This is a genomic window from Paenibacillus sp. CH40 (assembly GCF_024213605.1).
Taxonomy (GTDB): Bacteria; Bacillota; Bacilli; order Paenibacillales; family Paenibacillaceae; genus Paenibacillus; species Paenibacillus polymyxa_B.
The window spans coordinates 185012-209672 of sequence record NZ_JANAVQ010000005.1; the positions used below are offsets into that span (position 1 = coordinate 185012).

The following is a 24661-nucleotide window of genomic DNA, read 5'->3' on the forward strand; positions in this document are numbered from 1 at the left end:
CTTGTGCCTGCGCCAAGCTATAGGGAGTCGCATAACATGATGCGAAGGGAAGTCATATGCTTCGGTTCAAAAGGAGGGTGAGCTAGTGAAGGCTTTGGTCACCGGGGGAGCCGGATTTATTGGTTCTCAGCTGGTACGTGCGCTTGCTGATTCGGGCATCAGAGTGCATGTGCTGGATAATCTGACGACCGGGAATATCGCAAATGTGGACCCGCGCGCAGTCATGCATATTGCGGATATTCGCAGCTCTGAAGCTAGGACGCTGCTGATTCGGGAAAGCCCGGATATTGTGTTTCACTTGGCCGCACAGGCGGATGTACAGCAATCCATCCATCAACCCGATGAGGACGCGGATGTGAACGTGCTGGGGACGATCCATTTGTTGCAGGCTTGTCATGAAGCCGGTGTGTCAAAATTTATATTTGCGTCCACGTCCGGTGTATATGGAGAGCTACAAAAGCAATGTATACAGGAAGACGATCCCGTGGAGCCGATTTCAGGCTACGGACTGTCCAAGCTGACCGCAGAATCGTATATTCGACTTTTTTATCGGCTGTACGGAATGAACTACACGATTTTGCGTTATGGAAATGTGTATGGTCCCGGTCAGGCTGCGAAGGGAGAGGGTGGTGTAGTCGCTCTCTTTATGGAGCGGCTGAAAAAAGGAAGCCCCTTGCTCATTCACGGTGATGGGACACAAACCCGCGACTTTGTGTACGTCAAGGATGTCGTTCGAGCGAATATGGCGGCTATTCATGCAGCGGATCAACGCACAGTACATGTAAGTACGGGACGAACGACGTCCATCAATCGACTGGCCTACGATTTACTAAAGCTGCATGGTTCGTCTGTCCGTCCTGTATATTCACCGGCGCGAGCGGGAGACATTCACCATAGCTGTCTTAGTAACGCAGTCGCCAGACATTGGCTTCGTTGGGAACCGCTATACGGCATTTCTGCCGGTTTACAGGAAACGTATGTGAGCAGTATGGGCTCAGGCAAAGAAGGTATGTCTTGATAAAAAGCGCGCGGATATCAAGAAAGAGACTGAGGAAATACTCAGCCTCTTTTTCATTTGAATAGCAATTAGATGTTCTCGCCAGCCAGCTTCAAGGCTTGATCCAGGACTGCTGCACCGTTTCCTCTACCATAAGCCAACGTGTCAATGACATCTACAGGAATGCTATAGGGAGCAGCAATTTCGGTTACTGCCTTTTTACGCATCCGTACTTGAGGTCCGAGCAAAATAGCAATCACAGAATCTGTAATGCCTTCCAGCTCTTCCTTAATGGTGCTTTCGGGGATGGCTTCGATGTTCAGCTCTATGGATCTTGCTGCTGCTTCTTTTTTCATTTTAGAAACCAAAATGGATGTGGACATACCCGCAGCACATGCCAGAATAATTTTTTTCATCGTTGAGCGCCTCCAGAAATTCATTTTTAACTACTTATACTCTTCATCCAGATCAGCAACAAACGAGCGTTCCTTGATAGCAGCTTGATACCAGTAGCCGGATTTCTTCAAATGCCGACTTCGATCATTGTCTAGGTTAATTTCCACCAGTCCGTAGCGATTTTTAAAAGCATTCATGGGAGAAACGTTGTCTGTAAAGGCCCACAGCATATAACCTGTACAGTTGGAGCCTGCTTCTACAGCTTGTAACGTGTAGTATAAATGCTCAGTTATAAAGTCAATACGATAGTCGTCCTGAATGATGTGTTCCTCATTTTTGAAGGCAACCTCATTCTCAATGCCCATACCATTTTCTGCGACAAACCACTCGATATTGTGATATTCGTTCTTGATACGCATTCCCATATCGTAAATGATTTTCGGATAAATCTCCCAGCCCCGTGATTTGTTCATTCTTTTACCCGGAAGATCAAAATGCTCATAGTAGTAAGAGGGGTGGAAGGGTGTGTTTTCATTCCACGCTTTACTCTGCGCTTTGACCCGGTGGGGATAATAGAGATTGATTCCGACGTAGTCAACGGTATTTTTCTTAATCACGGTCAGCTCTTCCGTTGTAGCTTCAAATGCAATATCATGCTTGCCCATGAGATCGAATAATTCTTGTGGGTATTCGCCTTTAATAAGCGGGTCCAGAAATACTCGATTGTAAAATAAATCATACATATGCGCCGCGTATTGGTCATGAGGGGCGCTTGATCGGGCATACGTGACTTCGGGATTCAGAATAACGCCTATTTTAGCCCCGTGCTGACTATAATTTTTGGCTTTGAAAAGCTGTACACACTTCGCGGTAGCCAGCGTTTTATTATAGTTCCATTGCATCCACTTCCGCGTATTTTGTTCATAGGGATAGCGGAGGGCGTCTAGATAGACACGCGTTTGTACAACAATGGGCTCATTAAACGTAAACCAGTGCTTGACCCGATCCCCGTACCGTTCAAACACTTTTTCCGCATATTTTACAAACAGTTCCACTACATGCTTGGAGGACCAGCCCTCATATTTGTCCATCAAATAAGCGGGTAACTCATAGTGCTCCAGACAAATCATCGGCTCGACTCCGCTTGCAATCAGCTCATCAATGACTCGGCCCATATAATCCGCATACGCTTCATCCACCACTACATTCTCATAATCCGTTAAGAAGCGGGACCAATTAATAGAAGTACGATAATGGGTTAAGCCAATCTGCTTCATCAGCGCAATATCTTCGGTATAGCGATTATAAAAGTCGGTTGCAACCGCGGGTCCATATCCATTGTGCCAGACATAGCGGTCATTTTTGTACCATTGGTCTAGGTATGAGTCCTGACCTTCTTTTTTACCGCTCCATCCCTCTGTCTGCCAAGCGGAAGCCGCTGCACCCATGATGAAATTCGACGGAATTTGTATCGTATGTTTAGCCATGACATGTTTCTCCTTTTCATTGTATAAAGAATGCGTTTTCAATTATTGATGTATTTCTATAGTAACGCATTATTCAGCCGTTCGCTTGTTGGCAATTTTGACGAACGGGAAATAAATGATAATGGCTACCACAATACAAATGATCTGAGTTACGACGGCGCCAATGCTTCCACCTGTAGACAGGTAGGCATTAATAATAGGCGGAGTAGTCCATGGAACCATGACGACGGCTTTACCTGCAAATCCAAGCAACGTCGAGAAGTAACCAATCGTTCCTGTGATGAGCGGAGTAATAATGAAAGGGATAGCCATCAATGGATTCAACATAATCGGAAGTCCAAAAATGACAGGCTCATTAATATTAAACAGACCTGGGCCGAGCGAAAGCTTTGTTATTTCCTTCATATCTTCACGCTTGGAAGCGATCATAATACAAATCAAGAGGGCCAGTGTAATCCCTGAACCACCGATACTCATGTATACGTCCCAGAAAGGCATCGTAATAATGTTCGGAATGGGCAGTCCTTGCTCATAAGCAGTCATGTTGACGGTAATCGCGCCAAGCAGCAGGGGTTCACGAATGGGCTTTACCATTTGGTTCCCGTGAATACCGATCACCCAGAAGATTTGCGCAACCAGCATCAGTACCAGTATACCTGGCAGTCCCTGTACTACGGTCTCCAGAGGTTTTTGTACCACATTATAGACAGCATCGTACAGGTAGAGACCTGTAAACTTATGAAAGAAAAATCCGAGCATTGAGAAGACTGTCACCGTTATGATAGTTGGTATCAATGCAGAAAAAGAAACGGCCACATTGCTGGGAACACTTTCAGGCATTTTGATTTTTAGCTTATCGGACTTGCCCAGCTTACTGTACAGCTCAACGGATAGGATGCTTATGAAAATACCTAAAAACAAGCTCTTGGTATCCGTAAATTGACGGGCTAAGACGTCTGTTACTTTTTGCATGTCACCGTTAACCATCAACTCTATCGTGGTTGGTGTCACAGAGATAAAACAGATTAAAGCAAGCAAACCGGGGAAGAGATTTTTCTCACCGTTAATTTTTCCTAGCTCCAGACCAATCATGAAAATAGCCAGAATGGTAAGGATATTCAAGCTGGCATAGTTAATGCCCGAGAAAATCGGTTTGTACTCAGCCAGGAATGAGAACGGCTTAAAATGCGCAAGGCCATTGACCGGGTCCATGACCATATTAGAAATCAATACAGCAAAGGCACCGACAATAATAACAGGCATCAATGTGATAAAAGCTGATTTGATCGCTATAATATATTTAAAATTATTGATTGCATTTGCTACCGATGTGAGGCCATCGACCAGTTTGTCTTTGAATGCCATGGGATAGCGTCCCTCCCTCTACGATTTCGGTACGAATTGATCAATGCGTTCATACAGGTCTACAAACTCTGAGGCCATATCGCGAATGGTGATGGCATTCATCAGATGATCTTGAGCATGTACCATCATGACGGACATCTCTGTTTTTTCACCCGCTGCTTCCTTGCGGATAATTCTGGTTTGAATTTTGTGGGAAGACACCAGTTCTTTTTTTGCTGTGGCTAATTCATCTTTGGCTTCCCGAAATTTCCCCGCCTTTGCAAGCTCAATCGCCTCCATGGCCGAGCTGCGTGCATTCCCTGCGTATAATATAATTTGGAATACAATCTCTGTATCATCCATGTCCTCCATGTTCACGTCGTGCTCTGTAGATTCATCATTATTCACGTGATCCTCTCTCCTTTCAATCATCCTCGTCGTATGGCTATTATAATTTGGAATCGCTTTCAACATAACGCACATTATTTCCTCTTCTTAACGGAAATAAATCGTTCTTTCTAGTTGAAGTCTTATCATTAAATATAAAAAGAGAGAAACCCCAGCCCTGTAGGCTTTAGATTTCTCCTTTGTTTACATACTCTTCATGTTCAACAATTTTTGTGCAACACTTCTATGAATTCTGTATATGATTTGCAGCGAATAAGCTGCTGGACGAGCTGTTCATTATTTAAAATTTCAAGCAAAATATGATACATAGTCTGTAAATCTTCTGATTTGGTGCGCTGTATACAGAGCATACAAATAAACTGTACCGGCTTGCCATCCCAATCGATTGCTTTTTGTAATGTACAGATGGCCCAAAACGTAGAATCTGCGAAAGGTTCCATCGGATGCGGGATCGCGACCAAGTTGCCAAATGAAGTGGGGGAAACGGCTTCACGCTCTATTACAGATTGCAGCAGGGGGCCTTTTACAAGATCTGCTTCGTGTATTTTTTCGGCTATAAATTCAAGCACTTGGAGTTTGTTCTCAAACTTCTGCTGAAGAAAGACCAATTTTTTTCGTACATACTGCACAGCAGGAAGTCTGGCCTCAGAAATGGCTTGCTCAATTTTAGTAATATCGGAACCGCCTAAAAATGTATTCACATGGATCATGGGGATAGAAAGCGGTTCTGAAATGGGGATCGTGCTAATGACAAAGTCCAGTGTATCCAAAGGCATTTGTTTCAGCTTATAAAATTCAGTGGTTCCCACGATATCCAATCTGGAACCGAAGACCGATTGAAGCTTATAATACAGCAGCTTAGCGCTGCCGAGTCCAGAAGCACATACGATCATACATCTTTTGGGCGCGTCCTCCATTTTCTTTCTTTCCATCGCGACTCCGATATGAATGGCTAAATACCCAATTTCATTTTCCTCGATGTGTATATGAAGCCGCTGCTTGATGACTTCCGCAGCAATGATACCTGCTTCAAAGGCAAGCGGGTAATTGGCTTTGATTTCATCCAGCATAGGATTACGCAAATTCATTCCGTATTGATAACGGTTGATCACCGGTTTGAGGTGAAGGCAAAATGCAATCAGCAATTCTTGATCGTTATGAATGTTCATCTTCAACTGCTGATCAATTTGGTCTAGTATTTCGATAGTCAGTTCGTAGATATCTTTATCAATGATCTTTTTAATCTCCACCTCATCCATACGGGCACTAACGACGGTCCTTACACCCAGCAGGTGAACAGCAATGTACGCAACTTCAACAAGTGGAAAGGAGTGCTTCATGATTTGTTCCAAGGCGGATACGATCTCAGTCGCCACCCTAAACTCTTTTTGTGCTTCGATTTTTTTCATCTCTTGCGGATAATACGACACATACCTTTCTTCGCGAATACGCTTACATGCTATAGCGATATGAATGACCAGATTGTTCAGGGCAATGTCCGACAACTGAATATCATGGTTCTCAATACGATCCAGAATCACTTCTCTTATGAATTCCATCTCTTCGTTAGAGATCAGAAGAGGGGGTGACACCTGCTGCTCGCCTATTTCATCTAACCTGTTAAATATATAGTCGGAAATGCAATAACGCAGCTTGGCCTCATTACCTTTGACTCGAATACCATGATAGGGTCTATTCTCCAGAGATAGTCCGTAAGTTGCCAGTAACTTGCGCAGTTCTTTGAGGTCATTCTGTAAAGTAGATCGACTAACATACAGGATCTCGGCTAAATCATCAAGTTTGACATATGCATTGGTAAGCAATAGCTTTTTCATTAAAAAACGGTTTCTAGCTTCAGAAGAACTCGCTAATGGATAGGGCACATTATGATCATAATCCTTTAATTGCTTCAGTAGATGATGAAATGCTTGTTCGTCCCGAACCTCTAGCTTGTATCCTGTTCCTTTAAGGGGCTTAACTGCTGCTCCATGCTTTGACAACAGAGCACCCAATTCCTTTAAATCCGTTCGTATCGTTCGAGAAGATACCTTCAATGCATTTGCCAAGTGTTCTCCTTTGACCATCTGTTCTGCAACCAATATACGAAGAATATCAAAAATACGCACAACGAGCCCCCTTTCTTAGCTGTTCTGATGAACAGTATACAACGGTTAGAGCGTAACCAAAAGAAGGATTAACAGCAGCGTGAATGCTAGATGACCTTGACACACTAGCAGATTCGGGGATATAGTGGATACAATAAGTCTTTGATTGAGGTGTAGTTATGAAATTTACAAAAGCAACGAATTATGCTCTGCACACTATGCTCATGCTCGTTACTGATTCGTCGGTGAAGCCAGTAGGTGTTCAGCAGCTGGCTGAATCCCAAAATGTTTCACCAACTTATCTTTCGAAAATTTTGACAAGGCTTGTGAAGGCTGGGATGATCGAATCGGTTTCTGGAGCCAATGGAGGCTATCGACTATCTCGTCATAAAGAGGACATTACCTTTTTGGATATTATCCATGCCATTGAAGGAACCAATTCTTTGTTTGAATGTGATTTTGTCCACGGCTCCGAGTGCCTGATTCAAGCTGTAATGAGGGAAGCAGAGGAGAAAATGGAACGACATCTTAAAAATACGAAATTGTCCGATTTGGCGCAAAAGCAAACGCAAGTTTCAAAGTAAGCGACTTTATATAGAAAGAGGGTGGTTGCCAGTTATGTATAGAGTTTTTTTTGTTTTATTGAAGATATAAAGAGTCTTTAATATCTTTTAAAAGGAGTTGGGTGTTATGCTGTACGATTGCGCTATTATTGGTGGAGGGCCCGCCGGATTGAATGCATCCCTCGTGCTTGGCAGGGCCAGAAGAAGTGTGGCTTTGATTGATAATAATCGGCCCAGAAATGCGGTTACGCATGCGTCGCACGGTTTTATTACGAGAGACGGCGTAACGCCGGCCGAGTTCCGCCGTGTAGCTTATGAGGAAGTGTTGCGTTATCCGTCTGTCCATCATCTGCAAACCGAGGTTGTTTCGATTACAAAAAACGAATCTGGATTTGAGGTACTTGATTCGTCAGGCCATCGCGTTCAAGCGCGGAAATTGATATTGGCGACGGGCGTAAAGGAGATATTCCCCGAGATTGAAGGTTTTTATCCGTTATACGGGAAAAGTTTATTTAATTGCCCTTATTGCGACGGCTGGGAGTTGCGGGATCAACCGCTTGTCCTCGTCTCTGAATCGGCAGCTATATTTCATACAGCCAAACTACTCCTTAACTGGAGTAAGGATTTGATCGTCTGTACGAATGGTCAGGCATCCCTGTCGGACGAGCAAAAAGAACGGCTCTATTCTAAAGGAATCATCGTAATGGAGCAACCTGTTGCGGCGTTCATCGGTCACAATGGAAAGCTTGAGCATGTGCGATTTACGGATGGCACTCAAGTCCCGAGGGTCGGCGGCTTTGTGTCTCCCCAGTTTGTACAAAGTGCACCGTTTGGAGAACGTTTGGGCTGTGAAAGAACGGAGTCGGGTGGGATCAAGACGGATGAAGCGGGGAGAACCTCCATACCTGGTGTATATGCTGCCGGGGATTCATCGTACTTCATGCCTTCCCAGTTGATTTTTGCCGCGGCCGACGGCAGTCGAACTGCTGCGAGCGTAAATATGGATTTGACAGAGGAAGATTTCAACGAATGACGATAAATTGAAAATGTCCAATATGGAGTCCGAAAATAGAAAAGGCCGCCAACACGGCGGCTTTATTCTAAAATCATAGAGAGAGCAAGCAATAATAAACTAATGATCATAGGTCATTTCAAGGCTACACAAGATCTTCTTTCAATAACCTCCGTATTCACAAGAACCTGGGTATGATGCCCCTGATGATTGTTAAGCCTCTCCATAAGCAAGTTTACAGCAGTTCGGGCCAAAATATCCTTTTTCACATGAATGGTTGTGAGTTCCGGGCTAATCACCTTGGCTTCATGAATATTATCAAATCCCATGACGGAAATTTGCTCAGGCACTCGAATGTTCATCTCTTGAAACGTTTTAATGGCACTGATCGCCATATAATCATTTTCACAAAATAGGGCCGAAGGTAGCTCATTCAGTTCATGAATAGCTGTTTTAAATGCGTCCTGTGACATCACAAGCATGGGATGCATATCAAATGTAAGCCCATTTTCTATGGAAAGATTGTGCTCCTCTAAAGCAGCCATAAACCCTTCCTTTCGTTTTGTAAAGTTAAGAATCCTCGTACTGGATTGTACGTATCCTATCTTTCTGTGTCCTGACTGAATTAAATATTGGCCTGCCTGATACCCACCAAGATAGTTGTTAATAGATACGAAACTGGCATCGACGTGTTCAAAGCAAGTATCCAGAATCACAATATTGGAATGAATGGATTGTATGGAATGAATAGTCTCAGAAGTTAAATTGGTACCAAGCAGAAGTATGCCTGAAGAAGGCTGATCTTTTTCCAAAGCAGATAATTCTTCTTCCAGGCTATGGCTATCAAAAGACGAAAAAATCAAGGTGTTTCCATGTTCTCTCACCTGATTGGTAATATGATGAATTAACTCATTGAAAAATGGAAGTGAATCATAATGTTCTGTTACGATGTCTGTATTTTTACATGCCACAAAGCGTATCACATGATGATTTTTAATAACTTCCTTGCTTGTCTTCATGGTGCGTGGTTTATATCCATGCTCTTGGGCTATTTTTAGAATTTGCTCCTTGGTTTCTTCACTGACTCCGGGTTTGTTATTAAAAGCAAGAGAGACAGCAGATTTTGAAACACCTGCAAGCCTTGCAATATCATCAATTTTCAATGTGGAACCCCCTATTGAACTAAACTACATAAATTATATCATTACTCTGCAAGAAAGTTTAGCTTATAAACTAAACTAAACTAAATAACTAAAAATAAAAATTCGTTGACCGTTTATGATTTATAGTGTTAATATTCAAGTGTAAAGCGCTTTAATTTAGTTTAATTTGCGAAATAATCATATAAGTTTAGTTGTTTATTTAGTTTTGTTTAGAGAATTTTGTGAATACAGCAAGAGAGGAACGGTGATTTATTTGAGTTTAAACATGGCTGAAAATCAAAGAAGTTTTACAAAAGAGGAAAAACCTTTTTTTTATTTGGCAGATACGGTTTGGAGTGTATTTACCAACGCGACGATAGAGGAGTGGAGCGATTATCTTGACTATCGGAAGATGCAAGGTTTCAATGTGTTGCAAATCAACATGCTCCGACAATGGGATGCAAGTGAATCGGATCTGAATCTACAGCCGTTTGCATTACTGGAAAATGGGGATTTCGACTACCATACATTAAACGAAGCTTATTTTGACCGGGCAGAAATCATGTTGAAAATGGCTGTAGAGCGTGGATTTGTTCCAGCCCTGGTTCTATTGTGGTGTAACTATGTGCCGGATACATGGGCTGAAATGTTCCAAAAGGGTAATAAAATGCCGTTTGAATGCGTTGAACCCTATGTAACGTACGTCGTAAACCGTTTTTCTCCATTTGATCCTATTTTTCTGATCAGCGGGGATAGTGATTTTCCGACCGAACGTGCCAATTCCTATTATTTAAAAGCACTGGAAATTGTACAACAATTAAGCCCTGCAAGCTTAACTACGCTGCATATTCAAGGAAGATTGAGAGAAATTCCTCCAGCCTTTGAGAAACACCAGGGTCTTGGATTTTATATGTATCAATCAGGACATAATTCCGAGTTTCAGCATGTGGGCCATGAGATTGCTCAACATTTCTACCATAAGCCGGATATACGGCCTGTCATTAATGGAGAGCCATGTTATGAACAAATTAGTTATAGCCGCAATGTGTATGGCAGATACACAGCACTGGATGTGAGAAAAGTAGCATGGCAAAGCCTCCTTGCAGGCGGAGGTGCGGGCATTACCTACGGAGCGCATGGCATTTGGAGCTGGCACAAAAAAGGAAAGAAATTCGGCATTGTAGAAGGGGAAGGATTCGATAGTCCCTATGATTGGAGAACAGCATTGCGATTTGAGGGCGCATGGGATTACTCCTTTATTAAATATTTGTTTGAAATGTATAACCTGATTGGCGTAAAACCGTTGGATATTGTTTTAAACAAGACAGAGGAAATCAGAGCTGCGGGGAACGAGAATACCATTGTCTTGTATGTCCCGGTTAACACGAAGGTATCGCTAAGTATTAACGTGCAGGATTACAAGTTTACAACGATTGATTTAGCCGGGAAGCGGTTTGCCCAAACCGACGTGTCCGTCCAAAAGGATCAATCGGTGCTAGACATGCACAGCTTTGAAAGTGATGTTGTCATCATCGGAACGAAATAAAAACAGAGAAGAATGTGGATGGAGTGAAGCACCATGTGGAAAATCGGCGTCATTGGAACGGGATATTGGTCGGAAAAACATATAAAAGCATGGCAGTGTATCTCGGATGTAGAAATCCAAGGATTTTGTGATCGAAATAAAGGCTTACTTTTTGAAAAAGCAGCTCAATTCCATATCCCTACTGAATATTGCTATACCAGTCTGGAGGAAATGCTAAGCGAAGCGGATATTGATGTCGTGGACATCATTACACCTCCTGAGACACATCTGGAACTGGTTCGACTGGCGGCCGCAGCCGGAAAACATATGATGTGTCAAAAACCTTTTGCACGTTCTGTGGAGGAAGCTGAGCAAATTGTAGGTATTGCTGAAGCAGCAGGAGTCAGACTTATGGTGACCGAAAATTGGCGTTGGCTTGAGCCTTTTCAAATTATAAAAAAATTGCTGACAGAGAATATCGTTGGGAATATGAATGTTATACGTTATACGCATACGGATTTTTATTCGCCGAGGTTTGCTCCGGAAAAAGAGCTGCCGCAGCCATTTTTCAGAGATATGCCCAAGCTTTTGTTTTATGAAATGGGAGTTCATTGGCTGGATACTTGGCGTTTCTTATTCGGTGAACCTCAGCGTTTGTATGCGGAAACCAAGCGAGTCAGCCCCTACACACAGGGAGAAGACACGGGCATTATTATGTTAGGTTATGAACATTATTTTGGTCTTATGGACATGAGCTGGGCGACTCGTAGGGAACTCAATGGGCAGCTTCCAGAGCAGGTCCTTCCCGATCATAAAGAACAGCTGGTGATTGAAGGCGATGAGGCCACCCTAAAACTGTATAACACAGGTAAATTATCTCTCATTAATAATCAGGGAGTCGAAAAAGTATTGGTTGAAAAGACTGAATTAAACTATGAGGAAAGCCATAAAAAGCTACAGGCTCATTTTATAGATTGTCTCAACACGGGAAAAGAGTTTCAAACGAGTGGTCACGACAATATCAAGACCCTTCAGCTTGTATTCGACACCTATGACAGCGCAGAAAATCATAAAGTTCATGTGTATTAAGAGGCAACAGGATGTCCATTAACGATATTGTGATGTATGTTATCGCTCTTTTTTTAGTGCTGGGTGCATTGGATGAATGCTTGGGAAATCGCTGGGGGTTGGGACAAGCCTTCAACAATGGGCTCATGACCATGGGTTCTCTTGCTCTGGTCATGATAGGAATTGTTTCCTTGGCTCCTGTACTCGCCTCATGGTTGATTCCTATTGTTTCACCATTATATGTGGCAATGGGTGCCGATCCGGCATCCTTTGCCAATACGATATTGGCGGTAGATATGGGAGGATACGCACTTGCGGCAGAAATGGCGCACAGCCAGCAAGCGGGTTTATTTTCCTGGGTTTTTCTGGGGACCATGTTTGGCCCAACGCTCGTATTTACGATTCCGGTTGCCCTCGGCATTTTGGAAAAAGAGGATCATCTATATTTTGCAAAAGGAATCTTAATCGGTATCAGTACAATTCCTGTTGGCTGTTTCATAGGGGGAATGACCGCCGGATTTGACGTGATGATGATTTTAAAAAATCTGATTATTCCCATGCTTCTTTCAATAATCATTATGCTGGGTTTACGTCTATTTACGGAGCTTACGATCCGATTGTTCAAGTGGTTTGGTAACGGCATTAGGCTTCTATCCCTTGTCGGTTTGGCAGCGATTGGGGTCGAAACCTTAACTGGATTTGTGATCATTCCCAATATGGCTCCGTTGTCTGTCGGTGTGCAAACGGTTGGAACGATTGCTATTGTATTGGCTGGTGCGTTTCCGTTGGTTGCTTGGATTACAAAAATATTTAAAAATCCGCTTCAACGGGCAGGACGTTTGCTAAACATAGATCCATCGGCTACTGCGGGTCTGGTAGCTAGTCTTGCTCATAATATTCCTACGTTCACTTTAGTTAAAGAGATGGAGCCCAGAGGAAAAGTGATCAGTATTGCTTTTGCTGTCAGTGGATCTTTCGTTCTGGGGGGACATCTTGGCTTTGTAGCAGGAATGGACAAGAATATGGTGATTGCCATGATCGTGGGTAAACTTGCAGGCGGGATCAGTGCCGTAATTGTCGCAGTTATAGCACATCCAGCTACTACGAATAGAAAAATAGAAAGCGCATCCAAGAAGGAGTGAACATGATGGATCATAAAAAAACAGCCAAAGAAGTATGGAGTGCCGTGGGCGGAAATGAAAATGTGAACAGTGTCATTCACTGTGTCACTCGATTGAGATTCAAATTGAAGGATAATCAATTGCCAGATAAAGAAAAGATCAAGCAGATTGACGGTGTCATTACCGTTGTAGAAAGTGGTGGCCAATTTCAGGTGGTCATCGGGAATGAGGTTCCCAAAGTTTATGAAGCTCTTTTGGATACAATGGGAGTAAAGCATGGAGATCAGATGGTTGAAGATGATCAAAAGAATGAAAAAGCGAGCCTATTCAGCCGCTTTGTCGATGTAATTTCAGGTGTGTTCATGCCCGTTGTGGGTGTGCTCGCTGCTGTGGGGATTCTAAAAGGACTATTAGCCTTATGCACATCCCTGGGCTGGATGACTGATCAGATGGGCACGTATAAAATTTTATATGCGACAGCAGACGCAATGTTTTATTTCTTTCCGGTTATTCTAGGGTTTTCAGCAGGTAAAAAATTTGGAGGAAACCCGTATCTGTCTGCCGTTTTGGGAGCAGCGATGGTGTACCCGACCATTACTTCCGCCTTTACGGATAAAACGGCGCTGTCCTTTTTGACCATACCTGTTGTTCTGATTAATTATACTTCTTCTGTTATACCTATCATTATTGGAGCGTTCTTGGCAGCTAAGGTCGAAAAAATGATAAGTAAGTATGCACCTGCTTCCATTAAAATGTTCATGGTGCCTTTTCTGACCTTGGTCATCATATCACCGCTTGTTTTTCTGGTTGTCGGACCGATAGCAACTATAGTCAGCGATGGGTTAGCCAAAGGCTCTATGTGGATCTACCAGTTAAGTCCGGCTGTAGCTGGCCTCGTTCTGGCCGGGTTCTGGCAGGGCATTATTATCTTTGGTCTGCATTGGGCATTCATTCCAATTCTCCTGAATAATGTAGTTACAAACGGGTTTGATCCGATTAACGGTATGCTCTTCTGTACGACTTTTGCGCAAACAGGTGCGGCATTTGCCATCGCTTTGAAATCACGGGACCCTAAATTAAAACCTATCGCCACTTCTGCCACAATTGCGGGTTTGATGGGGGTTACTGAACCAGCTATTTACGGGGTTACTTTACCCGCCAAAAAACCGTTTATTTTAGCCTCGATCGCTGGAGGTATAGGAGGAGCTGCTGCAGGCTTACTCGGCTCAACGGCATATGGATTTGCCTCAGGCGGCATTTTTGGTATACCTCTATTCATTAATCCAAAAGGCATGGATGCAGGCTTCATCGGCTTTATTATATCTTTGGTAGTAGCTTTTGTAGTCGCATTTATTTTGACCTATCTTTTCGGTTATAAAAATGCAAAACCTGCGTCTGAGATTGAAATTGCAGATGAAAACAAAGAGGAAGAAAAAGCGGTATTCAGTCCTCTACACGGTGAATTGATTCCTTTAACCGCAGTAAAAGATGAAGCCTTTTCCAGTGGTGCGATGGGCCAGGGGGCCGCAATTATTCCGAAAGAAGGAGTAGCCTATGCGCCATTTAACGGAACAGTTGTTACCGTTTTCAAAACCAAGCATGCCATCGGGCTTATTTCTGAGGATGGAGTTGAACTGCTCATTCACATTGGGATTAATACGGTCAGCTTGAAAGGAAAACATTTCACTTCCTTTGTGTCTGAAGGAGATACGATTCAAAAAGGGGACAAGCTGGTTGAATTCGATCCCAAAGCTATAGGGGATGAAGGATATGATATTACCACATCCGTCATTGTAACCAATACAGCCGTGTACACGGATATTTTAGTTGAAGATCCCAAGGATATTCATGCAGGAGACCGCTTACTAAAGATTAGATAGATTACAATATTCCATAATAAAAAGGCAAGTTAAAGCTGACGATGGCCCGTATATAAAAAGGGTTGTCGTCAGCTTTTTTTAGTTACCTCACACCCAGCGTGTTCATCATCTGCCGGAAGGAGCGCACATATTTATCCGGTGCCAACAGACTAACGATTCGCTCCAGCCCTTTCCTGCGGATAGATTCGCGTTGAGGTACGTTGTTCATCAGGTCTAGTCCTTGCAGTATCGCCTGCAAGATGTCTCCCTGCTGATAAAATTTACCGGTTTCGTTGTGGTCAATGAATGCTCGTACTCCGTCTGAATCAGAGCTTAATACCGGGCAACGACAGGCCATCGCCTCAGCAACCGCATAGCCGAAGCCCTCTACCAGCGAGGTCGATAGCAGGTAGCCGCCTGAGTCGCCAATCATGGAGTAGTACAGGGGCATTTGGGCATGAGGGACGCTTTTAAAACGCTCGATAAGGGAGGACATACCAAGCTGAGCAAGCATGTTCTCGAATTGTATTTTATCCTCCGGTTGAGACAAGGTGTCATCATAAAACATCCAGATTCGAAGATCCGCTCGGTTTTGCAGCATCCAGTAAGAAATGTCGACAAAATGCCTCCAGTTCTTGTTGGGCTCCAACCGCCCAACCCAGGCAATAATCGGATTGATCGGAGGAGTGTTAGGTACATAATTAAATACGCTGGTATCCAGTACGTTTGGAAATACATAACGATTAAGCCATGGACACATGTCGGTAAATAGCTGCACCAGATGAGTTGTATTGGGCAAGAGCACCGCGTTGGCATGTCTCTGAAGATACGGAACTGCATCCGCGACCACCCAAGCAGCCTCTTCGTGAGAACCAAAGCCCTGCGATTCATAGATTAATACCCCCTGATAGCCCAACATTCGCAGTCTGGGGAGCATAGGATAATCCGATGAGACGATAATTGCATCATAGCGGTTAGTAATTACCAGCATTCGAATTTCTTCTTCAGAGGAAGTCATGAATACAGGAATATCGCCGTTCAGGTTTTGCATCCCTGTACCTTGCTGATAATAGAGAAGATGACATTCAATCCCGTCCTGCATGAGCACTTTACAGCGTTGGCGGTTCAAGGTTTCTACGCCGCCGCTCGGTATATAAAAAGTAAATAGAACTTTGATCTCAATAACCTCCTTTGCCAATCAAAAGCTCCTATACCAAGTTATTCAACTAACAGAACGGGGTGTGGGTTTCTATGGAAGCCTAGATTGAATTAGCGCATAATTATGGCTAAGGCGAGAATCGTCCGGGGAGCGCTCTGTTGCTTCTCTCGCATATTCACAAGCTTTGTGTAAAAGGCCTAACTCGTAGCAAGCGAGGGCACCAAGATCATACAGTGTGGCGTCCCAGCAAAAATCTTCTTGCATGTACGTATCGGGTCGTGTTGAAATACGCAACGCTTCTTCAACCATATGATAGACGGCGGACCAGTTCCGTGTATGATAAGCCAGCTGAGCCATTTCCGTGTAAGGTTCACGTAAATACGGCGCTTCCGCAATAGCCCGGTATAACCAACGTGTTGCCTCCTGCCATTGTTCACTTGCTTTATAGGCTCTAGAAATAAAGCGCATCGAAGCGCTGCGTTCATCTGCCCAGCGTGCCTGCGGCATGGCAAGATGTTGTTGCAATGTAGTAATGCACTCATCCCAGCGGCCATGATACATATATTCTCGCCCCAAGTAATGCATGTTGCGGTCATCCTCGGGAAACTCGCGCACAGACTGCTCCAGCAGCGGAAGGTATTGGCTGCGGGATTTGTGCGGATCGGGATCATGATACAAGCGGAGCTGATCGGATCGAATGCTACGTTCTTCACCCTCCCCGATATATTCAAGCACCTCGTGAACCGGGCGTACCCAGCGGTAACCGTGACGAGTGTGTATTTTTTCTTTCCAGAACCATGTATAAACGGTATCTTGCCCAGGCTGTCCATGCGTAAAGGTATATAGCATCCGGGTAGTTCCTTCCTTCCAGTTACGTTCCAGCCGCGACCGCCAACCTTCCTCCCAGACTTCGTCCAGATCCGTACAGACACAAATATCTATATCGTCAGGGACCAGCCGCAGGGACTCATTGCGAGCCTTGTCAAAACGCCAAGGATTTACCTCGATACGATGCACCTCTGCACCCGCTTCGCGTAGCAGGGAAACAGTATCGTCTGTAGAGCCGGTGTCCGCTACAATGACAACATCGGCTTCACGCATGGTGTGCATCCAGCGTTTGGCGAATCGGGCTTCATTTTTGCTAATGGCATAGACAGCTATCTTGTACCGATTCGATTGTTGCATTCCGCTTGCTCCTCCTTTGACTTACTTAAAGATTGAGGGGTGAGTATGGGAGACATCTCTATTGGGGAGGATTCAGGATTGAGCTGAAAAATTGCCGATTATGCAGGACATGCGGGTCGTTGGGAACGTACATTGCAGCTTGTTCATTGTGCCAATTCGCACGTGTGTAATCCTTCATCCGAAAATGGCAAATGCATAGCTGGATATGAGGAAACCACGTTTGGTACGCGTCCTGTACCGGGCCCATCGTGTCGGGAGAATTCAGAGTGGTAGCCATGTCGTACCAATAAATAGCTTTGGAGATCTCGTTTTTATGCAAAAAATAATGACCTATCCGACAGCATAGATCTGCCCTGGGCGTATCGAAGGTCAAACTATGGAGAGCCGCGGTAATACTTTGCTCCAACTTGCCAAGTTGTTGCAGACAGTCGGCCATTTTGCTACATGCACTAATCGCATCCTCTACCCAGCACTGTCCGGTATCCAGAAAATTCTGGTAAGCCTGCACGGCCTGCTCATATCTTTCATTATCTCTTAACTCGTTAGCGTAATAGTAGAGGTCACGAGGAGAGAAGGCATGACCTTGGGCGAGCAACTTCTCATAAATTCGCAGATTTCTTCCTGGAGAGACTGTATGTGTTCTGGTATGAGTTATGGCGATATCGGCATGTTGAATATTCCCGTCTACGGCGAGGTACTCATGCACGGCTCCGTGCCAACGGAATCCGGCTGACCTTCTGATCAAGCGGTTTCGGCGAAAATGTAGGGTGACATTGCCATGATCATCAAAGCCATAATGATAATTCATAGACACGGAATCGACGGTTGGTACGGCTGAGGAATCAAGGGTTTGCTTCAGCTCAAGCAGCTTGACGGCATCCTGCTCCTTCAAAATATCATCGGCATCAAGCCAGAGAATGTACTCCTGCGTAGCTTGCTCAAACGAATAGTTACGTGCAAGGGCAAAATGATCTACCCATTCAAATGGAAAAATTCGATCTGTAAAGTTGCGACATATGTCAATGGTCCGATCCTGTGAACCTGTGTCCACGATGTTGATTTCATCCACAATAGGATGGACCGATTCCAGGCAACGGCCAATCGTATTTTGATCATTTTTGACGATCATGCACAGGCTGATACTGATCAATTGAGCATCACTCCTTTTTGAACCATCTAAGGGTTCAGGTCAAACATAAAGTTGGATTTAAAAGAGGTCTGATTTATAGAAGCCCTGCCACAATCGCGGCAGGGCAAGGATGACAAAGCCTTAACATGCTGTGCGGCTTTGTCGATAAGGTATGGTACATCGCTTAAACATGATGTGGTAGAAAAGGAGGTTAGAGTCCGGTAGGCCCCGTAGGTCCAGTCGGCCCCGTAGGTCCGGTAGGTCCAATCGGTCCTTGTGGACCAGTGTCTCCTGTTGGTCCAATCGGGCCAGTAAATCCAAACGGTCCGGTAGGTCCAGTCGGCCCTGTAGGTCCCGTGTCGCCCGTAGGTCCGACAGGTCCAGTAGCGCCTGTGTCGCCGATAGGCCCGATAGGCCCGATAGGTCCAGCAGATCCTGTATCACCCGTGGCGCCTGTAGGTCCGACAGGTCCGGTAGCACCTGTATCACCCGTGGCACCCGTAGGCCCGACAGGCCCGGTAAATCCAAGGCCAAATGGTCCGGTAGGTCCAGTTGGCCCCGTAGGCCCGGTATCGCCAGTAGGCCCGACAGGTCCAGTAGCACCTGTGTCGCCCGTGGCACCCGTAGGCCCGACAGGTCCGGTAACGCCAGTGTCGCCCGTAGCGCCAGTAGGCCCGACAGGTCCGGTAGCGCCAGTGTCCCCCGTGGCACCCGTAGGCCCGACAGGTCCGGTAGCGCCAGTGTCCCCCGTGGCACCCGTAGGTCCGACAGGTCCAGTAACACCTGTGTCGCCCGTGGCACCCGTAGGTCCGACAGGTCCGGTAGCACCAGTGTCCCCCGTGGCACCCGTAGGTCCGACAGGTCCAGTAACACCTGTGTCCCCCGTGGTACCCGTAGGTCCGACAGGTCCGGTAACACCAGTGTCGCCCGTGGCACCCGTAGGCCCGACAGGTCCGGTAACGCCAGTGTCGCCCGTAGCGCCTGTGGCACCCGCAGGCCCCGTAGCACCTGTAGCACCAGTTGGGCCGGCAGGTCCGACTGGACCCACAGCTCCAGCTGCACTTGCTTTAACAAGAGCAACGGCATCAATAGCTACATCAGCGGTGTTAGCCAAGGCATTTTTACTAATAATCAAAAAGGCATAGGCTGCGTTGGCTGGTACAGGAGCTGTTACTTCATACAGGCTTTGCCATGTTCCGTTCACAGCGTCTGGCAATGTACCTGCACTCAAATAGGTAGTTAGCCCCGTGCCAAGGAAGCTAAAGGTTGCGTCATAGTAATACAGAAAAATGTTAACTTGAGGACTGGATAGGCCTCCTATTTTTGCAGCTGAAAGGCTTAACGTATAGCTTTCGCCTGGTGCAGCAAAAACGACCTGGGAAAGAGAAGCATCTACTGCGCCTCCTGCCAGGATCGCGCTATAAAAGTTTGTCTTTTTTACAGATAAGTTAGTGACAGTCACATTGACAGAGCTCCAAAAAAGGGTGGATCCGATCTCGAAGTCGCCGTTAGAAACTAGATTGGTAAACAATACACTCATCGCTTTTATACACTCCCTTCACACGTTGTAATGATAGTAGATGCGAATCCATACCTTAGCGAACCGTACAAGTTTCTGAGGGTAGATGTGTAATTTCGTGTTCACATTTCAGACACATTATTTTAAGCTTCTATTTAAGTGACGTTAAGCTGGAGTTATATGTGGGGGATTATTATTAGAATTTAAAAGTGTAGCATAAGGTGCGAGGAGACCGCTCCGCGAAGGCTTTGGGCTTCCGATCGCTGTTGCCGTGGGATTTTTCTGTGATTAAGTAAGACATGTAGAGGTAAAAATCCCAAGGCAAAGGCGAACGCTGGCGCTTCTCCAGCTCCAAATCCTCCGCTCCGCTGCTACCCGCTACTCATGCAACATTTTAGGTGGGAGGGAAGTAGGGGAGCAGCAGGGAGAAGATTACGATAAAGGAAAGGGTGGAACATGTGCTCAAAGTGCAGCAGGTGAGCAAGTGGTATGAGGGCAACCGGGGTGTACATAAGCTGGATTTTGAAATGCAGCGCGGTGAAATTGTTGGTTTCCTGGGGCCGAATGGTGCGGGTAAAACGACGACGATGCGCATGATTACAGGATATCTTCAACCCAACGAGGGAGTGATTACGATTGATGGTATCCCGATTCAGGATAAGGGCAGACAGGCCCGTTCCAAAATCGGTTATCTGCCGGAGACTCCCCCTTTGTATGAGGATATGTCCGTAAGATCCTATTTGAAGTTTGTAGCTAGTATTCGTGATGTGCCTGCGAGAGAGCAGAAGCTGCGTATTTCGGAGATGATGTCCAGGCTAGGACTGAATGGGCGGGAAAAACAATTAGTCCGCAGTTTGTCCAAAGGGTATAAACAGCGCTTGGGACTGGCAGGTGCGATTATTCATAACCCGGATTTACTGGTGTTGGATGAACCGACTTCGGGTTTGGACCCCAATCAGATTTTGGAGATTCGTCAGCTCATTCAGGAGATTGGCGAAAATCATACGGTATTGCTAAGTACGCATATATTGCCTGAGGTGGATGCGTTATGCAATCGTGTTCTCATCATCCATGAAGGGAAGCTGGTCATGGATGGGCGCCCTGACGCGCTCGGCGGTTCGATGGAAGATGGATTCAAGGTGAAGGTGGAGGTCAGAGGGAAGCGTGAGCAGGTGCTGGATGTCCTGCGTACTTGGGGAAAAGTAGAGGTTGAATCTATGGCGGCCACGCAGCCTCCAGCGAACACGAAGCTGACTGCCGCAGAGCCAGATATGACCGAATTGCTACTCACAGGAGCCTCCGGTGAGGATTTTCGCGAAGAACTATTTTATGTGCTGTCTGATGCGAAGCTTCCGATTTTGGAGATGAAAAAAGAAAGCCTTAGCTTGGAAAATATCTTCCAGCAGTTAACGACCCGCGAGACGGAAGAAGGTCAGGTCAGCGATCCAGCAGTACAAGATCTACATTCCTCGGAGAATGCAGCCCCTACGGCTATCACGGTGGAGCATGGAGATGCTGCATCCGGCGACGATAAGGCTGAAGAAGATAAGGATACAGGAGGTAATCGGTCATGAGGCGTTTGTTCGCGGTCTGTCAAAAAGAGCTGCAAGCCTATCTGTGGACACCAACGACCTATTTTGCGCTTGCAGTGTACATGCTGCTGACGGGGTTACTTTTTTATACAAATTTTGTTATGTATCAGCCTAGCATTCTGGACTATCGGCTGGTACTCGGTGACACCTTGTCCATGCTGGTGTTCGTCGTCCCATTACTCACGATGAGGCTGGTTGCGGAGGAATTCAGGCAAGGTACGGATGAACTGCTGCTTACCTCCCCTGTGAGTGTGACGGAAATGATCGTGGGTAAATTTTTGGCGTCGCTGGGGATGTTGCTCATATTAGTGCTGTGCAGTCTAGCGTATCCGGTCGTGATGTCCTTTTATGGGTCGCTGGATTGGACACTGGTATTTACATCTGTGATCGGTCTATTTATGCTTGGCGCAGCCATGATGGCGATCGGCTTATTCGCTTCGACGCTTTCACAGCATCAGATGATGTCAGCGGTCGTCGGTTTTATTATTTTACTTGTGTTCTGGATGCTGGATTCGTTTGGTGGACAGACGGGTGCATCTGCGGCGGTACAGCAATGGCTGGAACCTTTTTCACTAACCGCACGGTTTGACAGTTTTACCAAAGGATTGCTGAATGGAGCCGATGTGATGTACTACGTGACAGTGGCGGTGCTCTTTTTGCTATTCAGCATCCAGGTGGTTGAACGGAAACGGTGGAGGTAATGAATATGAAAAAATGGCTGGGTCATACCAATAGTGTGGTACTATCGATTGCTGCTGTAGGGATTTTTATTTTATTGACGTTATTTCTGCGGTCGTTGGGTGGCTTTCAACTGGATCTGACGGCAGGCAAGCAGTATACGCTGTCTGACCAAACGTTGACGACCATCCAAGGTGTAAAGGAAGACGTACGGCTCATTGCTTTTACCGTATCTACTTCACAAAATCAGAAGCTGAACCGGGATGTTACGGACATGCTGAATGAATATGCCAAGCGTAACAACAAGCTCAAGGTCGAACAATACGATCTGAATCAGGAACCGTTACTGGCCAAGCAATATGGTGTTACTTCAGCATCTATTGTGTTGGTGCAGGGGGAGAAGAAGCGGGTTATAGATATTGGGAGTCTATTTACGCAAGCTCAGGGGAGTGGTGAAGGGGCATACCAATTTACCGGGGAAGAAAAGCTGACTAGTGGACTGCTGGGATTATCATCTACCCGTCAAGGGAAAGTGGTCTTTCTAACTGGACATGAGGAAATCCCATTGTCCCAAATGACTGAATTAAGCAGCTCACTGTCACAAGATAATGTGAAAACAGAGGAAGTTCAGCTTAATCAGGCGGGTAGCGTGCCCAAAGATGCGTCTGTATTGGCTATTGTCGGACCAGAACGTGATATCAGTGCAACGGAACTGAAGAGTATTCGTACGTATCTGAATGATGGAGGAAAGCTTTTTATGGCACTAGGCTTTCACCCGAACATGGGGTCCGATTGGAAAAACCTTGATGCATTAGCAGCTGATTATGGAGTGAAGGACACTCATGCCATCGTGGTGGATCAGGAACAGACGAATACACTTGGACCTCTATGGACGGTTCCTACCTTCGGCAGTCATGCGATCACCGATAAGTTGGCGGCTTCCAATCTGTACCCGGTTCTTTCACTGTCTATTGCTTTGCAGGCAGGAGAGCAGAAGGATTGGAAGACGACGCTTTTGATGAAATCTTCTGCAGCCAGCTATGGTGAAACGAATATCCAAGGACTGCTGAACAACGAAACGCAGAAGGATGACAAGGACCCGCAGGGGCCGCTGAATCTCGGTTATGCGGTAGAAGGGAAAGAAGGCAAGCCCAAAGCCGTTATTCTCGGAACGTCCGCCCTCTTAAGCGACACTGAGATCAGCACAGGAGGCAATCGAGACTTTGTGCTGAACAGTCTGAATTATGTGCAGGAACACTCTGATGGACTCACCATTCGTCCTCGTCAGGAGCAGGATTATAAGGTAGCTTACTTGACTCCTGCACAAGCGAAAACGATATTGACCATATCTGTCATCGGATTGCCGTTGCTGTTCGCGGTCATCGGAATCTTATTATGGTGGAGGCGAAGAAGAGCATGAGAAAATGGATACCCACAGTGCTACTGTTAGTTGTATTGGGAGCGGGTATAATCTATGCAAAGAGCCAAAACTTCTTTCGTGAACAAGCGCCGGCGGCTCGCCAGCTGGTTCAGCTTACGCAAGGGGATATTACGTCTTTCGCGATCACTGGAAAGGACGGCAAGTCGGTGGAACTTGAACAACATGATGGTCAATGGAGTATGAGCAAGCCACGGACTTACCCATTAAACCAATATACAATAGACAATTGGCTAGCGGCGATTCAAAATGTAAAGTTGGGTGAAGTGGTCGAATCTTCTCCTAAAGATGTAGCCAAATATGGGATCAGCGCTACCAATGATCAGATTGAGATTAAGACCAAGAAGGGTGACGTTCGTACCTTTGCCTTCGGTGAAACGTTGCCTTCCGGAGAGGCTGTTTATGTATTATCAGACAAAAAAGAGATAGCTTCTGTACCTATCGATACACTTTCAGGGTTGTTGCTGGGTGCTGATGATTTTATAGATACAACGCCGTTCGATTGGGACGATACCAAGCTGAGCGGAATAGAGTGGGAAGGCCAAAATGCTTCATGGATGCTCAAATCCTCCGGTAACAGCGGAACCGGAGACAGTGCTTCCACATCTTGGACGCTGAACGGAAAGTCAGTAGCCAGTGACACGGCGACTTCCCTCTCACAGCAAATCAAAAACCTGGCCAGCAGTCAGGCCTTGCGCAAAGCCTCTGAGCTGAACAAGCCTGTTCACCGCTTTACGCTGAGCGTATCGCTGGGTAAGGATGATTCCCAGCTGGTCTATCAGGGCTGGACGCTTAACGATGATCCAGATACCGTATGGATTGTACCGCCACAAAGTAACTGGGCTTATGGTCTGTCAGTATCTGACGTGAACCGTGCTGAACAGAATGGACACGACCAAGCTCAGACTGGAAAATAATCATTAGAATTAAATTA

The 24661-nt window shown here is 45.6% G+C and carries 21 protein-coding genes; 11 read left to right on the forward strand and 10 right to left on the reverse strand.

Annotated features, from left to right (window positions below):
* Positions 1 to 85 precede the first annotated feature (85 nt).
* Positions 86 to 1018, forward strand: coding sequence for an NAD-dependent epimerase/dehydratase family protein (locus NLX73_RS16785; protein ID WP_061830060.1), 933 nt, complete (start codon positions 86 to 88; stop codon positions 1016 to 1018).
* 68 nt (positions 1019 to 1086) lie between these two features.
* Here the strand turns inward: NLX73_RS16785 and NLX73_RS16790 are convergent, their stop codons facing one another.
* From NLX73_RS16790 to NLX73_RS16810, 5 genes are all read right to left on the reverse strand, one after another.
* Positions 1087 to 1413 carry a PTS sugar transporter subunit IIB gene (locus NLX73_RS16790; protein ID WP_061830059.1) on the reverse strand — a complete coding sequence of 109 codons (327 nt, stop codon included), beginning with the start codon at positions 1411 to 1413 and terminating at the stop codon, positions 1087 to 1089.
* Positions 1414 to 1443: 30 nt separating this feature from the next.
* Positions 1444 to 2880 (reverse strand): glycoside hydrolase family 1 protein, encoded by a 1437-nt coding sequence (locus NLX73_RS16795; protein ID WP_254326751.1) that lies wholly within the window; start codon positions 2878 to 2880, stop codon positions 1444 to 1446.
* 69 nt (positions 2881 to 2949) lie between these two features.
* Complete coding sequence (locus NLX73_RS16800; RefSeq protein ID WP_069290287.1) at positions 2950 to 4245, reverse strand: PTS sugar transporter subunit IIC; 1296 nt, start codon at positions 4243 to 4245, stop codon at positions 2950 to 2952.
* Positions 4246 to 4263: 18 nt separating this feature from the next.
* Positions 4264 to 4587, reverse strand: coding sequence for a PTS lactose/cellobiose transporter subunit IIA (locus NLX73_RS16805; protein ID WP_223822139.1), 324 nt, complete (start codon positions 4585 to 4587; stop codon positions 4264 to 4266).
* 245 nt (positions 4588 to 4832) lie between these two features.
* Positions 4833 to 6758, reverse strand: a complete 1926-nt coding sequence (locus NLX73_RS16810; protein ID WP_254326752.1) for a BglG family transcription antiterminator — start codon at positions 6756 to 6758, stop codon at positions 4833 to 4835.
* Between the two features lie 158 nt (positions 6759 to 6916).
* Here NLX73_RS16810 and NLX73_RS16815 point away from each other — a divergent pair, with 158 nt between their 5' ends.
* Complete coding sequence (locus tag NLX73_RS16815; RefSeq protein ID WP_061830056.1) at positions 6917 to 7321, forward strand: Rrf2 family transcriptional regulator; 405 nt, start codon at positions 6917 to 6919, stop codon at positions 7319 to 7321.
* 106 nt (positions 7322 to 7427) lie between these two features.
* Positions 7428 to 8333 carry an NAD(P)/FAD-dependent oxidoreductase gene (locus NLX73_RS16820; protein ID WP_254326753.1) on the forward strand — a complete coding sequence of 302 codons (906 nt, stop codon included), beginning with the start codon at positions 7428 to 7430 and terminating at the stop codon, positions 8331 to 8333.
* A 113-nt stretch (positions 8334 to 8446) separates the two neighbouring features.
* Here NLX73_RS16820 and NLX73_RS16825 read toward each other — a convergent pair whose 3' ends face one another.
* Positions 8447 to 9475: a LacI family DNA-binding transcriptional regulator gene (locus tag NLX73_RS16825; RefSeq protein ID WP_254326754.1), complete on the reverse strand. Its 1029-nt coding sequence runs from the start codon at positions 9473 to 9475 to the stop codon at positions 8447 to 8449.
* 244 nt (positions 9476 to 9719) lie between these two features.
* On the opposite strand from NLX73_RS16825, the gene NLX73_RS16830 reads away from it, so the two are divergent.
* Genes NLX73_RS16830 through NLX73_RS16845 form a run of 4 tightly spaced genes read left to right on the forward strand, consistent with a single transcriptional unit; the run spans position 9720 to position 15048 of the window.
* Complete coding sequence (locus NLX73_RS16830; protein WP_254326755.1) at positions 9720 to 11000, forward strand: glycoside hydrolase family 140 protein; 1281 nt, start codon at positions 9720 to 9722, stop codon at positions 10998 to 11000.
* Positions 11001 to 11033: 33 nt separating this feature from the next.
* On the forward strand, positions 11034 to 12068 hold the full coding sequence (locus tag NLX73_RS16835) for a Gfo/Idh/MocA family protein (protein WP_254326756.1): 1035 nt from the start codon (positions 11034 to 11036) through the stop codon (positions 12066 to 12068).
* An 11-nt stretch (positions 12069 to 12079) separates the two neighbouring features.
* Entirely contained in the window at positions 12080 to 13189 is a 1110-nt protein-coding gene (gene eutH / locus NLX73_RS16840; RefSeq protein WP_254326757.1) for an ethanolamine utilization protein EutH, read from the forward strand.
* Positions 13190 to 13194: 5 nt separating this feature from the next.
* Positions 13195 to 15048 (forward strand): beta-glucoside-specific PTS transporter subunit IIABC, encoded by a 1854-nt coding sequence (locus tag NLX73_RS16845; RefSeq protein ID WP_254326841.1) that lies wholly within the window; start codon positions 13195 to 13197, stop codon positions 15046 to 15048.
* Positions 15049 to 15130: 82 nt separating this feature from the next.
* On the opposite strand, the gene NLX73_RS16850 is transcribed toward NLX73_RS16845, so the two are convergent.
* From NLX73_RS16850 to NLX73_RS24995, 4 genes are all read right to left on the reverse strand, one after another.
* Positions 15131 to 16225, reverse strand: a complete 1095-nt coding sequence (locus tag NLX73_RS16850) for a glycosyltransferase family 4 protein (protein ID WP_250260513.1) — start codon at positions 16223 to 16225, stop codon at positions 15131 to 15133.
* Between the two features lie 51 nt (positions 16226 to 16276).
* Positions 16277 to 17371 carry a tetratricopeptide repeat-containing glycosyltransferase gene (locus NLX73_RS16855; protein WP_254326758.1) on the reverse strand — a complete coding sequence of 365 codons (1095 nt, stop codon included), beginning with the start codon at positions 17369 to 17371 and terminating at the stop codon, positions 16277 to 16279.
* 58 nt (positions 17372 to 17429) lie between these two features.
* On the reverse strand, positions 17430 to 18521 hold the full coding sequence (locus NLX73_RS16860; protein ID WP_254326759.1) for a glycosyltransferase: 1092 nt from the start codon (positions 18519 to 18521) through the stop codon (positions 17430 to 17432).
* A 190-nt stretch (positions 18522 to 18711) separates the two neighbouring features.
* Positions 18712 to 20040 carry an NTTRR-F1 domain gene (locus NLX73_RS24995; protein WP_302055453.1) on the reverse strand — a complete coding sequence of 443 codons (1329 nt, stop codon included), beginning with the start codon at positions 20038 to 20040 and terminating at the stop codon, positions 18712 to 18714.
* A 437-nt stretch (positions 20041 to 20477) separates the two neighbouring features.
* Here NLX73_RS24995 and NLX73_RS16875 point away from each other — a divergent pair, with 437 nt between their 5' ends.
* Genes NLX73_RS16875 through NLX73_RS16890 form a run of 4 tightly spaced genes read left to right on the forward strand, consistent with a single transcriptional unit; the run spans position 20478 to position 24644 of the window.
* Positions 20478 to 21593 carry an ABC transporter ATP-binding protein gene (locus NLX73_RS16875; RefSeq protein ID WP_250260515.1) on the forward strand — a complete coding sequence of 372 codons (1116 nt, stop codon included), beginning with the start codon at positions 20478 to 20480 and terminating at the stop codon, positions 21591 to 21593.
* Positions 21590 to 22312: an ABC transporter permease gene (locus NLX73_RS16880; RefSeq protein ID WP_013311725.1), complete on the forward strand. Its 723-nt coding sequence runs from the start codon at positions 21590 to 21592 to the stop codon at positions 22310 to 22312. The genes NLX73_RS16875 and NLX73_RS16880 overlap by 4 nt, the downstream gene beginning before the upstream one ends.
* A 5-nt stretch (positions 22313 to 22317) precedes the next feature.
* Complete coding sequence (locus tag NLX73_RS16885) at positions 22318 to 23709, forward strand: GldG family protein (protein ID WP_254326760.1); 1392 nt, start codon at positions 22318 to 22320, stop codon at positions 23707 to 23709.
* A complete protein-coding gene (locus NLX73_RS16890; protein ID WP_254326761.1) occupies positions 23706 to 24644 on the forward strand; it encodes a DUF4340 domain-containing protein in 939 nt (312 codons plus the stop codon). Before NLX73_RS16885 ends, NLX73_RS16890 begins: the two co-directional genes overlap by 4 nt.
* Positions 24645 to 24661: the final 17 nt, after the last annotated feature.

Coding starts and splice junctions, on each gene's coding strand:
- eutH (WP_254326757.1), top strand. CDS start 12,080: ATGTCCATTAACGATATTGTGATGTATGTTATCGCTCTTTTTTTAGTG.
- NLX73_RS16835 (WP_254326756.1), top strand. CDS start 11,034: ATGTGGAAAATCGGCGTCATTGGAACGGGATATTGGTCGGAAAAACAT.
- NLX73_RS16845 (WP_254326841.1), top strand. CDS start 13,195: ATGGATCATAAAAAAACAGCCAAAGAAGTATGGAGTGCCGTGGGCGGA.
- NLX73_RS16800 (WP_069290287.1), bottom strand. CDS start 4,245: ATGGCATTCAAAGACAAACTGGTCGATGGCCTCACATCGGTAGCAAAT.
- NLX73_RS16795 (WP_254326751.1), bottom strand. CDS start 2,880: ATGGCTAAACATACGATACAAATTCCGTCGAATTTCATCATGGGTGCA.
- NLX73_RS16855 (WP_254326758.1), bottom strand. CDS start 17,371: ATGCAACAATCGAATCGGTACAAGATAGCTGTCTATGCCATTAGCAAA.
- NLX73_RS24995 (WP_302055453.1), bottom strand. CDS start 20,040: ATGAGTGTATTGTTTACCAATCTAGTTTCTAACGGCGACTTCGAGATC.
- NLX73_RS16805 (WP_223822139.1), bottom strand. CDS start 4,587: ATGGATGATACAGAGATTGTATTCCAAATTATATTATACGCAGGGAAT.
- NLX73_RS16815 (WP_061830056.1), top strand. CDS start 6,917: ATGAAATTTACAAAAGCAACGAATTATGCTCTGCACACTATGCTCATG.
- NLX73_RS16880 (WP_013311725.1), top strand. CDS start 21,590: ATGAGGCGTTTGTTCGCGGTCTGTCAAAAAGAGCTGCAAGCCTATCTG.
- NLX73_RS16885 (WP_254326760.1), top strand. CDS start 22,318: ATGAAAAAATGGCTGGGTCATACCAATAGTGTGGTACTATCGATTGCT.
- NLX73_RS16820 (WP_254326753.1), top strand. CDS start 7,428: ATGCTGTACGATTGCGCTATTATTGGTGGAGGGCCCGCCGGATTGAAT.
- NLX73_RS16790 (WP_061830059.1), bottom strand. CDS start 1,413: ATGAAAAAAATTATTCTGGCATGTGCTGCGGGTATGTCCACATCCATT.
- NLX73_RS16890 (WP_254326761.1), top strand. CDS start 23,706: ATGAGAAAATGGATACCCACAGTGCTACTGTTAGTTGTATTGGGAGCG.